The 13,483-nt window shown below is 39.9% G+C and carries 10 protein-coding genes; 6 read left to right on the forward strand and 4 right to left on the reverse strand.

The annotated features are described in order from the left end of the window. Window positions 1-3 precede the first annotated feature (3 nt). From BUA96_RS13450 to rhaM, 6 genes are all read left to right on the forward strand, one after another. Window positions 4-1,461 (forward strand): fasciclin domain-containing protein, encoded by a 1,458-nt coding sequence (locus BUA96_RS13450; RefSeq protein WP_164916943.1) that lies wholly within the window; start codon window positions 4-6, stop codon window positions 1,459-1,461. Window positions 1,462-1,481: 20 nt separating this feature from the next. Continuing rightward, on the forward strand, window positions 1,482-4,673 hold the full coding sequence (locus BUA96_RS13455; protein WP_233430652.1) for a SusC/RagA family TonB-linked outer membrane protein: 3,192 nt from the start codon (window positions 1,482-1,484) through the stop codon (window positions 4,671-4,673). 12 nt (window positions 4,674-4,685) lie between these two features. Next, complete coding sequence (locus BUA96_RS13460; RefSeq protein WP_072983954.1) at window positions 4,686-6,446, forward strand: RagB/SusD family nutrient uptake outer membrane protein; 1,761 nt, start codon at window positions 4,686-4,688, stop codon at window positions 6,444-6,446. A 238-nt stretch (window positions 6,447-6,684) separates the two neighbouring features. Then, window positions 6,685-8,025, forward strand: coding sequence for a sulfatase-like hydrolase/transferase (locus BUA96_RS13465; RefSeq protein WP_233430653.1), 1,341 nt, complete (start codon window positions 6,685-6,687; stop codon window positions 8,023-8,025). A gap of 38 nt (window positions 8,026-8,063) precedes the next feature. Then, window positions 8,064-9,449 carry a DUF4861 family protein gene (locus tag BUA96_RS13470; RefSeq protein ID WP_233430654.1) on the forward strand — a complete coding sequence of 462 codons (1,386 nt, stop codon included), beginning with the start codon at window positions 8,064-8,066 and terminating at the stop codon, window positions 9,447-9,449. Window positions 9,450-9,453: 4 nt separating this feature from the next. Then, window positions 9,454-9,774, forward strand: coding sequence for an L-rhamnose mutarotase (rhaM, locus tag BUA96_RS13475; RefSeq protein WP_072983956.1), 321 nt, complete (start codon window positions 9,454-9,456; stop codon window positions 9,772-9,774). Between the two features lie 93 nt (window positions 9,775-9,867). On the opposite strand, the gene BUA96_RS13480 is transcribed toward rhaM, so the two are convergent. The 4 genes from BUA96_RS13480 to BUA96_RS13495 form a co-directional block, all read right to left on the reverse strand. Beyond that, window positions 9,868-10,395 carry a hypothetical protein gene (locus BUA96_RS13480; RefSeq protein WP_072983957.1) on the reverse strand — a complete coding sequence of 176 codons (528 nt, stop codon included), beginning with the start codon at window positions 10,393-10,395 and terminating at the stop codon, window positions 9,868-9,870. Window positions 10,396-10,447: 52 nt separating this feature from the next. Beyond that, window positions 10,448-11,188 carry a hypothetical protein gene (locus BUA96_RS13485; RefSeq protein WP_072983958.1) on the reverse strand — a complete coding sequence of 247 codons (741 nt, stop codon included), beginning with the start codon at window positions 11,186-11,188 and terminating at the stop codon, window positions 10,448-10,450. 83 nt (window positions 11,189-11,271) lie between these two features. Then, a complete protein-coding gene (locus BUA96_RS13490) occupies window positions 11,272-12,270 on the reverse strand; it encodes a DUF3078 domain-containing protein (RefSeq protein ID WP_072983959.1) in 999 nt (332 codons plus the stop codon). Between the two features lie 25 nt (window positions 12,271-12,295). Beyond that, complete coding sequence (locus BUA96_RS13495) at window positions 12,296-13,474, reverse strand: AIR synthase related protein (protein WP_072983960.1); 1,179 nt, start codon at window positions 13,472-13,474, stop codon at window positions 12,296-12,298. Between the last annotated feature and the right edge of the window lie 9 nt (window positions 13,475-13,483).

Genomic DNA, 13,483 nt, shown 5'->3' on the forward strand with positions numbered 1-13,483 from the left:
AGGATGATCTATCTAAATAAACATACACGCATTTTTACTGCCGGCATCGCCCTTCTGGCAATGCTGTCGTGCTCTGATCCGTGGGAAGAACATAGCGCTACAACTGATGTAAATCTAAATTCTACTTTAAATCAACGTATTACTGCTACCGCAGAAACTTCAGAATTTGGTGCGCTTTTAGAAGAAACCGGTTATGATAAAGTTCTGGCAGGTTCTAAAACCTACACGGTTTGGGCGCCTACTAATGAAGCGATGGCAACTATTGAAGCAGATGCATTGGCTGACGCTTCGGCTAAAAAGCTTTTTATTGAAAATCATATTGCGCTTACTGCCTTCTCATCGGTTACTGAAGTAGACACCTTAACGGTGCAAATGCTTTCGCACAAGTATTTAGAATTTAAAAATGGATCTGTAATGGCTGATGCCGATGTCGTTACCGCAGATCAATATGCTTCAAATGGCTTATTTCACATAATTGATAAAGCTTTAGTGCCTAAACAAAATATTTGGGAATATTTAAACACTGATGCTTCGGCATATGCTATGAGCTCCTTTTTGATTGACCTTAATGAATTTAACCTATATCAAAGCGATAGCACTGCAAAAGCAACCGCAGCACTTATGCCTGAACTCTTTTCAGATTCTTTGACCAATTCGTTTTTCACCAATGTTTACAACCTCAACAATGAGCAGAATAAGTATACCTTTTTCTTGATGGAAGATGAAGCCTATCAAAGCGAAGTTCAAAAGCTCGAACCTTATTTGATAAAAAGCAACGAAGATTCTACCACTACCTATGCCAGCTATTTCACTGTACGGGACTTGGCATTTCACAAAGCAATTGCTCGTCAAAATTTGCCAGATACACTCACTTCAAAGTTTGGTGTTAAAGTCCCTATAGATACAAATGCTATAGTTGAAGAAGTGCAGTTGAGTAATGGAATTGTATATGTTATGCGCAGTTTAGATGTGCCTTTAGAGACCCGTTTGCTGACTACGCTAATTGAAGGTGAAGAACCATCAGGTTTTAGTCAAGGTGATAAACGTGGAAACACCTATTATCGCGAAAAAGAGGATCCTGACGGAGAACTGTTTTATGACATCATGGTGCAAAACCACGAAGTGCCGCTGTTCTCAATCTACTATAATGCTAACAATCTTTATAGCACGACTTACGAGGTTTACTGGCGTGCGATCAATGATATACAATCTAACACGTTTCAACAACGCTTAAGGTTTGGCGGCACTATTCAAGAAGATGGTACGGTGACAGATCCTATTGCTACCCTTGATTATACTGATGTTCCTCCTAATACCTATGAGGAGATTTATATTGGCGAATTCACTCTAGACCAGGCCGGAATGCTTGACCTGATCTCACTGATTGCTACCAACACAAGCTCTACAGGTGCTAATACCCTGACTTTAGATTATTTAAAACTAGTGCCCGTAATTAAGTAATGTCTTTTAAACCAATAGTTATGCTCAAAATATTACAACTAACCTGTATTTTATGCTTGTTTCTCTATGGGGGAGTTACTCAAGGGCTCTATGCTCAAACTTCTGCTGACACTACTGATGTAGCTTCTGAGTCTTCAAAAGGAATGGCAGTAACAGGAATCATTAAGAATGCTGCGAACGGTAAAGGCATTTCTGGAATAAACATCGCCGTGCCTAATTTTTCTGCTGCCATCAGTAATGAAGATGGAAGTTTTTCTATAAATGTGCCGCACCTAAATGCGCTGCTTAGCGTTAGCGGTCAAGAGTTTCAAAGTAAAGTATACCCGCTCAACAACAGATCTAGCGGAATTGAAATTTTGCTTTATGAAGCCAACTATTCTCAGTTTTATCAAAATTCAGAATTACCCGGAGGGCAAGCTTTACAATATACTAATCCAAAGGCTGCCACTACGGTAAACTTTTCTGAAGGACAATGGGGCAACCCGGTTAATGAGTCGGTTGCAGATTTTTTACAAGGGCGTGTAGCCGGCCTCAACAGTGTACGTAAATCTGGCGTGCCAGGTGCGGGCGCAAACCTTACACTACGAGGTTTTAATTCGCTTTATGCTACAAATAAACCTTTACTTATTGTAGACGGTATGATATACGATGATGAAGATTATGGATCCGGAATCATTCAGTATACCGGTTCTTCTCCACTTTCTATGCTAGAGGTAAAAGACATTGAGGATATAACTGTTTTGAAAGATGGCTCTTCAATTTACGGAACCAAAGGATCTAACGGGGTGATCATCATAACCACCACCCGACCGGTTGATCTAAGTACAAAAATAGATTTTACGATGTACGGTGGAATCAATCAAGAACCTAATGAACTGCCGGTATTGCGGTCAGGAGACTACAGAACTTATTTATCTCAGCTTGTTGCCACACGCGGTGATACTCAGCAACAAATAGCCAATTACCCTTGGATGAATGATGATAGACAAAGTGAGAATTACTATGCCTATCATAATCAGACCAACTGGCAAGATCAGGTTTTTAAAAGCAGTGCAAACCAAAACTATTTTTTAAAAATTAGAGGTGGTGATGATATTGCAAAATATGGCCTTTCGGTAGGATATCTCAACAGTGAAGGTGTAATTAGAAATACAGGCCTTGAGCGGTATAACACCCGCTTGAATGCCGCACTTAGATTAACCGAAAAACTGACCGTAAACGCAAATCTTTCCTTTATTCATAATACAGAGCATTTACAAGATCAAGGTTTAGCGTATAAAACCAGCCCAATGTATCTGGCACTTACTAAAGCTCCATTTACAGCAATAAATGTGATCAATGCAGCCGGAGAAGTTTCTCCTAATTTATCTGATGTTGATCTATTTAATGTGGGGAATCCGCTTGCAATTATTGAGAACGGAATTGGCATTAATAAAAATTATCGCTTTTACGGGAATCTGGACTTCAATTATAGCATCGCCGAAAATCTACAGGCTAATATGCTGGTTGGGCTTACGTATAACAAAGAACGAGAGTCTTTCTTTATACCTGATTTTGGTGTGGCAGATGTTATTTTACCTACGGCGATAGGTAACAACCGCAGCGGTAGTGAAGTACAACGTTTATACTCTCTGTATACTGACACCTATTTGAATTATGGAAAACGCTTCAATAATACGCACGGTTTAGATCTCAGATTAGGCTTTAGAACACAAAGCAACGAATCTGAAAGCGATCTAGGTCTTGGATTCAATTCGGCTACAGATGATTTTACAACAGTGGGTGCCGGGAGCAATTTACTTCGTGTTGTAGGAGGTTCTTTAGGCGAATGGAAGTGGATCAACGGCTATCTCAGCGCAGAATATGATTACCTCAACAAATATTATTTAACGCTTAATGGAGCAATTGACAGTTCTAGTCGCTTTGGAGATGATATTCAAAATGGAGGCTTCAACATTGGAGATTCACAATTTGCAGCCTTAGGGTCTGTATCAGGAGCGTGGCTGCTTTCTTCAGAGGATCTTTTTAAAAATGCTTCGGCTTTAGACCTTTTAAAATTGAGAGCAAGCTACGGAGTAAGCGGTAACGATGATATTGGCAATTTTACTTCACAGCAGCTTTATGTATCCCAGAATCTTTTAGGGATTCAGGGCCTCGTTCGCGGAAATATTGGGAATCCCGAACTCAAATGGGAAACGGTTTCTAAACTGAACTTAGGTCTTGACTTGAGCTTGTTCAACGAGCGCTTTAATGCTTCAGTTGATGTGTATCAAAATAAAACTTCTGATATGATTACTTACGAGCCGGTTAATACCACAAGCGGTTTTAACTATGTAGTTTCTAACAGTGGCGATATGCAAACACAAGGTATTGACTTAAGCCTGAATACCCGACTGGTAAATACTTCTGATGTTAAGTTTGACTTAGGACTCAACCTTTCGCGCTACGTCAATGAGGTGACCGGTTTACCTTCGGGACCTATTATTTCTGAATTTGGTGGCGCAACCTATATCACGCACGAAGGTCAGGATGCTAATTTATTTTTTGGATATGAGACTAATGGCGTTTATGCAAATACCGCCGACGCTCAAGCCGCAGGGTTAAGTAGAAGAATGGAAAATGGTGCGCTACGTGCTTTTAGTGGCGGTGATGTCATTTTTACAGATTTAAACAATGACGGCATTATTGACGATGATGATCGGGTCGTAATAGGAAATCCTAATCCGGATCTCTTTGGAAGTTTCAGCGCTAACTTTAAATGGAAACGCTTAAGTATTTCGAGCTTATTCAATTTTTCGCTAGGCAATGATCTTTACAATGGTGTACGCTATAATCTGGAGAAAATGAGTGGTTATGAGAACCAGACTATTGCTGTAAACAATCGCTGGGTTGCAGAAGGTCAGCAGACTACAATACCTAGAGCAGTTTGGGGCGATCCATTAGGCAACGCTTCATTTTCTGATCGCTGGATTGAGGATGGCTCTTATTTACGACTTAAAACCCTCGTGGTGGCCTATGATGTTTCAATAGATCTAGAACATATAAAATCATTTAAAGTATATGCTTCGGCAAATAACCTGTTTACGCTGACTGATTATTTAGGCTACGACCCAGAGTTCAGTGCGACTTCTTCCATTTTTGGTCAAGGAGCAGATCTGGGGTTAATGCCACAGTTTACTACAATACAAATGGGTTTAAGACTAGGACTATAATTTAAGAAAGAGATGATGACACTATTTACAAATACAAAATATACGCTAAAGCTTGGGGCTCTTGCATTGTTCTTAGGATTAGGTTCTTGTCAAGAATATCTAAATGTGGAACCTCAGGACCAACTGAATAAAGATCAGGTTTATCGCGATGTTTTTGACGCAGATGCCGCTGTGGTGGGTATCTATGGAAAGTTTATGGGACTTGCAGAAAAATACGTTGTTCTTAACGAATTGCGTGCAGACTTAGTAAGCCCTACCTATAATGCTGGTCCATTTTACACACAACTCAGCGAACATAGCGTAACCGCTGAAAACCCATACGCAAGCCCGAAAGATTTCTATGAGGTAATCAACAATTGTAACGATGCGCTGAAGAATTTTGATCTTATGCGCGCTGATAACAGATTAGACAGTAATGAATACAATGAGCGCTACTCAGATATAGGAACTTTAAGAAGTTGGTTATACTTACAATTAGGAATTCACTACGGTCAGGTGCCTTACATCACGGAGCCGGTCGAGAACCTAAATGATATTCGCAACCTCAATCAATATCCACGCATTCAATTTGAGGAATTATTAAATGAGCTCATCACATTCACCGAAGGCTTGCCTTATACAGATACTTACAGTGCCAATAGTACCTTACTCATAGATGTTGATGGGTATAACACCGGGAAATTTTTCATCAATAAAGAATGTTTGCTGGGTGATTTACATCTATGGCGAGGTAATTATGTGCAGGCAGCATCGCACTACAAAGTGGTTTTAGAAACCGCCTCAGACAGTGGTAGCGACTCTGAACGCTATGATGTATACCGCGTAAAATATGCTGAGATCGCAAGCAATAATGACTTAGCTGTAGGTTATATACGTTACCGCGAGCAAGATGCTCAGGCGCTGATCAATAATAATACGCAAGGTTGGCGTTCTATGTTTTCTAGAGAGCCAGATGCCTTATGGAACACCGAGTGGATCTGGTCACTACCCTTTGACTCCAGCTTTGCGCCTGAAAATCCGTTCATCAATTTATTTTCTAATCAGAATGGGAACTACCTACTCAAGCCGTCTCAAGAAGCGATGAATTTATGGGAAGATCAAACGCAGCTTAACGGGTTTCCTTATGATGCCCGCGGTTCTAAGTTCTCTTATTCCATGATTAACGGCGATCCGGTTATCATGAAGTATTTATATAACTACTTAGACCCCGTAAGTCAATTACCGGTAGATGTATTTCAACGCGATGGCAGATGGTTTCTGTATCGTGCAGCAAAATTGCATTTACGTTATGCTGAAGCGGCAAACCGCGATGGGCAACACCGTCTCGCTGATGCTTTACTCAACTATGGTTTACAAAATGAATATACCGTTGAAGGCGTTGAAGATGTGACAGATATAGAACAGACGAATCTTCCGTTTCCATATGATTTTGATGCGAGACAAGGTGATTTCCCTTTCTATAGAGGAAATTGGTATCGCAACGGTGGTCTGCGAGGTAGAGCCTATCTCGAGCGTGCGCCGGTTTATGGGGACAGCTTGATTTCCATAGAAAATAATTTAATTGAAGAAGCTGCGCTCGAACTTGCTTTTGAAGGCAATCGCTGGGGAGACTTAGTGCGCGTAGCAATACATCGTAACGATCCTGCATTTTTAGCTGATAAGATCTATGCTAAACTGAATGCGCAAGGCAATGCAGAAGCTTCTGCCGTACGTACCAAATTAATGTCTCAAGAAAACTGGTACCTCCCTTTTGTATGGAACGATGAAGAGTAACTAACGATTTTGTTTGTGTTTAGATTTAATTCTAATTTTGAGACGATAATGCTGCGGGTAACACCGCGGCATTGTTGTTTTAAAGCAGTTTGTGTATTTCTACAAACACACAGGAGAGAACAGGATAGAATACCTTAGCTTGATCGCTAACTTTGAATAGCTTCCTTTAATTAAACACTATTCATTACAGCATATGCCAAGATTCTCATCAATTTTCTGTTTATTCTTTTCTTGCATAGTGTCAATTTTAGTAAGTGTTTCTTGCAAGGAAAATCACAGTACTAAATCTGAAGTTTCCAATGATAAACCGAACTTTTTAGTCATTATTGCTGATGACGCGGGCTGGAATGATTTAGGGATTCACGGTTCAGAAATCAAAACGCCTACTTTAGACAGTCTGGCCGCGCAAGGACTTCTTTTAGAACGTTACTACACCTACCCCACCTGTTCCCCTGCTCGCGCAAGTTTCTTAACCGGGCGTCCGGCAAGCAGAATGGGCATCGTAGCTCCTATAAGTGGTCGCAGTGAACTCAATCTACCGGATAGCATTACAACCTTACCTCAGGCGCTTGGTGCGCTTAACTACAACACAGCATTAATGGGTAAATGGCATTTAGGCCTAAAACCCGAAAGTGGTCCCGAAGCCTATGGATTTGATTTTTCCTACGGATTTTTACACGGTCAACTAGATCAGTATGCGCATACGTATAAAAATGGCGACAGCACCTGGTATAAAAATGGAAAATTCATCACCGAAGAAGGGCACGTAACAGATTTACTTACAGCTGGCGCGATACATTATTTAGACACTCTAAATCCGGAAAAACCCTTTTACCTGCAGTTGGCATACAGCGCACCACATATTCCGTTGCAGGAGCCTCAAGAATGGTTAGAACAGTACAGTTCAATTGCAGACAGTTCACGACGCGCTTATGCCGCTGCGATGAGTCATATGGATCACGGCATTGGCAAAGTGCTGCAGAAATTAAAGCAAACTCAAAGAGCTGAAAATACCATCATTCTTTTTATAAGCGATAACGGAGCTCAAGAACAATGGATTCCTACCACACAATATGAAGGTAAATATGGTCCTAATTATACTCTGGGCAGTAATCTACCGTTGAGGGATTTTAAAACCTCTAATTATGAAGGAGCCCTTCGTGTTCCTGCAATTTTTTCTTGGCCGAAACTCAATGCCAAAGGTTCGTCTTCAAATTATATTAATGTTTCAGACTGGATGCCTACCTTTTTACAATGGGCGCAGGCCACAGCAATACCGCCTTCGGTGGATGGGGAATCGATCGAAAAATTACTAACTTCATCAACAAGTGCACGCAAAAAGCCTATTTACACTCGAGGTCATTTGCAAGAATCTTTAATTGTTCCGCCGTTTAAACTGATTAGAACGCGCCACCTAGAGGGTCAAGCCGATTTTGAATTGTATGATATTGAAAGTGACCCTTCAGAAACCCAAAATATAGTTTTAGAACACCCTAAGAAAGTTGATGAATTAAAAGTAATTTTAAAGGAAGAGTTTTCTAAAGATACTCCGCAAGTCAATGTTGAGCTTAAACATTAAAGCATTCCTGCTAAAATTCAGCCTAAAATAAAAAAAGTATGAGCATTTCTAAAACAACCAATCAAGAGGCAAAACCAAGAGGTATTCAAAAAAAACACATTTTTAATTTCAATGTAGACATAGAAGCCGTAAGCTGGCTACCAATGCCATTAAAATGCCTGAGCACCGCCTTTCTTATTTTAGCACTGGCCGGCTGTTCACAGCATAAGGAGAAAGCACTGACACAAATTAGCCTTACCAATCCTGAGGACATTTCGCTTACTGATAAAGCTGTTGCTATTCCGCTAGAAAAATTAGAGTATACCGCTTCAAAAAACTATCCGCTACTTACACTTGATCAAGATACCATAGCCTCGCAATTGAGTGATATGGATGCAGATGGCACAGCCGATCATCTATTTTTTGTTATGGATTTTGAACCAAAGGAAGCTAAAAAAATTCAACTTGAGTGGGTTGCAGAGGCTCCTCAATATGACCTAAAAACAAGTATACGTTTTGGTAAACGTGAGGCGAAAGACCAACCGGTACAACCTGCTTTAGAAGAGACGCTCTCTGCTCAAGATATGCCGAAAGCTTTAGGTTTTCAAAAGTATCAAACCGATGGCCCAACTTGGGAAAACGACAAAGTTGCCTTTAGACATTATCTTGACGGAAGAAACGCAAAAGACGTTTACGGGAAGAAAACGGCAGCTATTTCCCCGGAAAATGTTGGTCTAGATTCGGCCGGCGCAGTTGTTGACAATTACCATACGATGGAAGCTTGGGGCCGCGATGTTTTCCCGGTAGGTAATTCAGCCGGACTGGGTGGCTTTGGAGTTATCGCGAAGGACAGCATCAGACGTTTAGGAATTCTGGTTACAGACACGCTTAGTAATGTAGAACAAACCCATTTTAAAATTATTGAAGAAGGTGCGGTTAAATCAACCATGCATATTGACTATACTAACTGGAACACCGCAGGAAATACGTATCAAGCAGAAGAGACTACGAGTATATGGCCGGGGATGTATGCCTACCAAAATACGGTTTCGGTTGCCGGATTACAGCAAGGCGATACGCTCGCCATCGGGCTTTCAAACATTAACAATAAAAATGGTGTAGAAGAATTAAAATCCGAAAAATGGGTTGCGCTTATTCAACATGACAGCTTGACCTACGATCGTAAATGGGTTATGGGAAGTGCATTGATTCTGCCTGCTACTGCCTATCAAAATTATACTGAAGCACCAAGCACCGGAAATTTCACACAATCCTATTTGGCTAAACTCAATGTAGGCAACGATACGCCGGTGACCTATTATGGAGTTTCTGGTTGGGAGTTGAGCCAAGAGCCAAAATTTAAAGATGCTGCTTATTTTAAATCTTATGTAGAGCAATTGGCTAACCAATTATATACTGAGATCGATATTCAAATAGAAAACTAGCCCTATGCCTGTTCACGCTTTTACCATGCAACTCAAACCCGGTTTTGAGAAAGAATATAAACGCCGTCACGATTTGATCTGGCCGGAACTGCAAAAACTGCTAAACGATTCCGGGATCGAAACCTATCATATTTTTCTGGATGAATCTAACCTGAAGCTTTTTGCATTTCAACAACTCAAAGAAGGGCATACCACTGCGGCACTTCCGCAGGATCCCATTGTAAAGAAATGGTGGGCCTATATGGCTGACATTATGGAAACCAACGCAGACCATTCTCCTGTAGAAATTCCATTAAATGAAGTTTTTGAGCTACAAAAGGAGTAAGACCAAGTTTCACAAATAGAAACTAAAAATATAAACCCTGAATGTAAATATTCAGGGTTTTGTTTTGATAAGCTGCTTTTAATGTTACTAGCCTTATTTACTAGAGCCTTTAAAGTTTTGCGAACTGTTTTTAAACAGTACATTAAAGGTTGTCAAACTAACGTAAATACGGGTTATATATTGCTGAAGATCTATTTTCTCTTGATCGTCAAGATTTTTACTGCTGTTGATCTTCTGTTCCATCACTCGAATACGATCTCGCACCATTACGATCTTGTGAAAGAAGGTTTCAATAGGAATATCTTTACTTGCCAGACCTGCATCTGCCGGACTTAACGTGAGGGTGCCGCCTTTGTATTTATCAGCTATAGGTACAATCTCAGAAATATCTGAATACTGCTTCAGTAAGTTGCGCAACGTCTTTTCGACCTCATAAAAACTTACTGTATCTACCTCATCATCAACTGCCTCAATGATTTCCATTTCGCTATCAATAGTGACCGTTTCAAGACCGTTGTCAATAAAAGTGATCCAATATAGTTCTGAAGTAACATTGGTCACAACGCCCACACCATATTCAGCGTGTTTAACGCGTGATCCAATCCCTAAAATTTTAGCCATAAAAACGAATTAAATTAAACTACCTTTGGTGGCGCTAAGAAATGTTTTAGTATTAAAGATTCTTATCGATCATCTCATACTGATAGAATTCTTCTTTTACACTCTCATAATTGAGGCCGTACTGCACCAACATAGCCATCGCTCCTAAAAAGAAAAATCGATCAAAGAAATAGAAAATCTCAAATTCAAAATAATATGCAAATAAAGCGGCTATGTCTGAGAATATAAAGCCAAAAGCAAAAAAGATATACAACAACGACCGGTTGCTGTTGTACTTGTTATTGTAAGCAATCGCCTGAACACCTAAAACCATCATAGCTGCCCCGTAAACATAGAGAAGTATGGGTTCTACACCATCGTGAAAGGTATAGGTTACCATACTCATATTCATAATCACATAAAGCGTATAGGTATTTGCAGCAACTAAGATAAGCGTAATGAGTACTACGCCGGGTTTAAAATTTATCTCTGAAATTTTAGGAAGCCGTTCAAAAACTATGGTCAGATAACACAATGTACCGAGAATCAGGTAGGATTTGTACCCCCAAGGTTCTTCATAAAATTGAAAAAATATATCTCTTCCTATAAAAAATAAGAACGCAATAACCGTCCAAAGATTTAGGAGTTCTTTCTTGATCAGATAATACGCAAAAAAAATACCGATACTTATAAGGCGTGTCAACCTGCTTGTTTCGAGATCGGTCAAGGCAATAACGGTGAGGTTAATGACAATAAGCAAACCTATAAAAGATAAGTACTTGCCTTTATCATTCAATAAATACTTTGGGGTCATAGTTTTATACCATTAAACACTATTAGGGGTTGTCTAATAATTACGTAAAAGTTAACCAATTGGTTTTAGAAATGCCATAAGGATTAAAAATCTACCACTACGCCAATGCCCAATTGTTGTTTCCACTGAGTTCTGGCTCCCATTACCACTTCTTCACCATCAACGTTTGTTTCGGTAATTTTTACGTCATTATCGTATTTTAAATGTGATCCCACTTTAGCCAGCACAAAACTATTCACTTTAAAATTCAAGTTGAGTTCCCAATCTATATCAACATTCCCGAAGCTTTTTAGATAATCAGTATAAAGATTGACCAGATTGGTCAGGTTTATATTCTCCATAACCTGAGCATTTAAAGAACTCTGTATCAAAATTCCCAATTCGCTATTGACGTTGGAGCCTTCCCTAATAATATTACCATCTGCATCGCGCACCGCGGGTTCAACACCAAAAGCACCATTGTTAGCCAGGTCCTGATCAAGCACAAAAGTTGATTTATAGGTTAATGGAGAAGCGTATATAGATAAATTATCCAACCGCTGCCCATACTCACCGCCTACACCTAAAAAGATGTAACCTGGTGCCATGAACTGAGAAATTGGCGTGCTGGTATCAGGATATTTATATCCATTTGTAAATTGAGAAGCAAATCTAAATTTAGCTGAATAGTACCAGTTAGATAAGGTATCGCGGCGGTATCCAAAATCTGAGGTAAGCTCTAGATTATCATCTGTTTTGCGTAACTCTTGCCCCTCTTGACTATTTACTCCGTAGCGCGTAATAAGTTTATTACGCCACTTGCGCTTTTTATCAGAATAATTACGTTCTAGAACTACTTCGGCAAGACCGGAAATGGAATTACTACCACCGGCATTCCAATTCACAAAAGCAACTTCACTTAAATCAATTCCCACACGATTCAATTCTTGCCAATTGGTCTCCGGTTTTGGAGCTAATTGTTCAGTTAATCGTTTTACTAAATTCTTTTTAATAGGAAGCGGAAAAGCGACGTGCTGCGCATGCACAGCTTTACCTGTCAAAAGAATGACGCAGCATAAAGTGAAGTATACAAGTCTTTTCAAATCATTTGATTTTACAGATTACTTATTAATATTCAAACGTACCAAAGGGCGATTTAATTGTTAGTGACTTCTCATTTGAAGCCTCAACGCGTCCAACGATCTGAGCATCTATATTGAAGGATTTAGAGATCTCAATAATATCCTGAGCCAGACTTGGATCTACATACAATTCCATTCTATGTCCCATATTGAAAACCTGATACATCTCTTTCCAATCAGTACCGCTTTCTTCTTGAATAAGTTTGAATAGTGGCGGAACATCAAATAGATTGTCTTTAATGATGTGCAGATTTTCAACAAAATGTAAAATTTTAGTCTGCGCTCCACCACTGCAATGCACCATCCCGTGTAGTAAACTTTTATCTACGGAAGCTAAAATCTTTTTGATCACAGGCGCATAAGTTCGTGTTGGAGATAACACTAATTTTCCGGCGTCTAACGGACTCGCTTCAACGGAATCTGTAAGCTTTTTAGAGCCACTGTACACCAAATCTTCCGGTACAGCTTTATCAAAACTCTCAGGGAATTTTTCGGCTAAATAGTTGTCAAAAACATCGTGACGTGCAGAAGTAAGACCGTTACTTCCCATACCGCCATTGTACTCAGTTTCATAAGTAGACTGACCAAAACTAGCCAGACCTACGATAACGTCACCCGGCTTAATATTTGCATTATCAATAACATCTTCTTTCTTCATTCTCGCCGTCACCGTAGAGTCTACGATTATAGTGCGCACGAGATCTCCAACATCTGCGGTTTCCCCACCGGTACTTTTAATAGAAACACCGTGCTTTTCAAGGTCAGCTATCAATTCTTCGGTACCATTTATAATTGCAGAAATGACTTCGCCGGTGATCAGGTTTTTGTTTCGACCAATCGTTGACGAAAGCAAAATATTATCGGTAGCGCCCACGCACAGAAGATCGTCGATATTCATAATTAACGCATCTTGAGCAATTCCTTTCCAAACGGAAATATCGCCGGTTTCCTTCCAATACATATAAGCGAGCGAAGATTTGGTCCCGGCACCATCAGCATGCATGATTAAACAATGGTCTTCACTACCGGTCAGATAATCAGGGACTATTTTACAAAATGCTTTAGGAAATAACCCTTTATCAACATTTTTAATGGCTTTATGCACTTCTTCCTTTCCGGCAGAAACACCACGCTGAGCGTAGCGTTTAGAAATCTCTTGACTCATGATTGTTAA

Source organism: Leeuwenhoekiella palythoae (assembly GCF_900130045.1).
In the GTDB taxonomy this organism is placed as follows: Bacteria; Bacteroidota; Bacteroidia; order Flavobacteriales; family Flavobacteriaceae; genus Leeuwenhoekiella; species Leeuwenhoekiella palythoae.

Excerpts from the sequence above, each read along its gene's own strand:
- BUA96_RS13450 (WP_164916943.1), top strand. The coding sequence starts at position 4 with ATGATCTATCTAAATAAACATACACGCATTTTTACTGCCGGCATCGCC.
- BUA96_RS13455 (WP_233430652.1), top strand. The coding sequence starts at position 1,482 with ATGCTCAAAATATTACAACTAACCTGTATTTTATGCTTGTTTCTCTAT.
- BUA96_RS13460 (WP_072983954.1), top strand. The coding sequence starts at position 4,686 with ATGATGACACTATTTACAAATACAAAATATACGCTAAAGCTTGGGGCT.
- BUA96_RS13470 (WP_233430654.1), top strand. The coding sequence starts at position 8,064 with ATGAGCATTTCTAAAACAACCAATCAAGAGGCAAAACCAAGAGGTATT.
- rhaM (WP_072983956.1), top strand. The coding sequence starts at position 9,454 with ATGCCTGTTCACGCTTTTACCATGCAACTCAAACCCGGTTTTGAGAAA.
- BUA96_RS13480 (WP_072983957.1), bottom strand. The coding sequence starts at position 10,395 with ATGGCTAAAATTTTAGGGATTGGATCACGCGTTAAACACGCTGAATAT.
- BUA96_RS13485 (WP_072983958.1), bottom strand. The coding sequence starts at position 11,188 with ATGACCCCAAAGTATTTATTGAATGATAAAGGCAAGTACTTATCTTTT.
- BUA96_RS13495 (WP_072983960.1), bottom strand. The coding sequence starts at position 13,474 with ATGAGTCAAGAGATTTCTAAACGCTACGCTCAGCGTGGTGTTTCTGCC.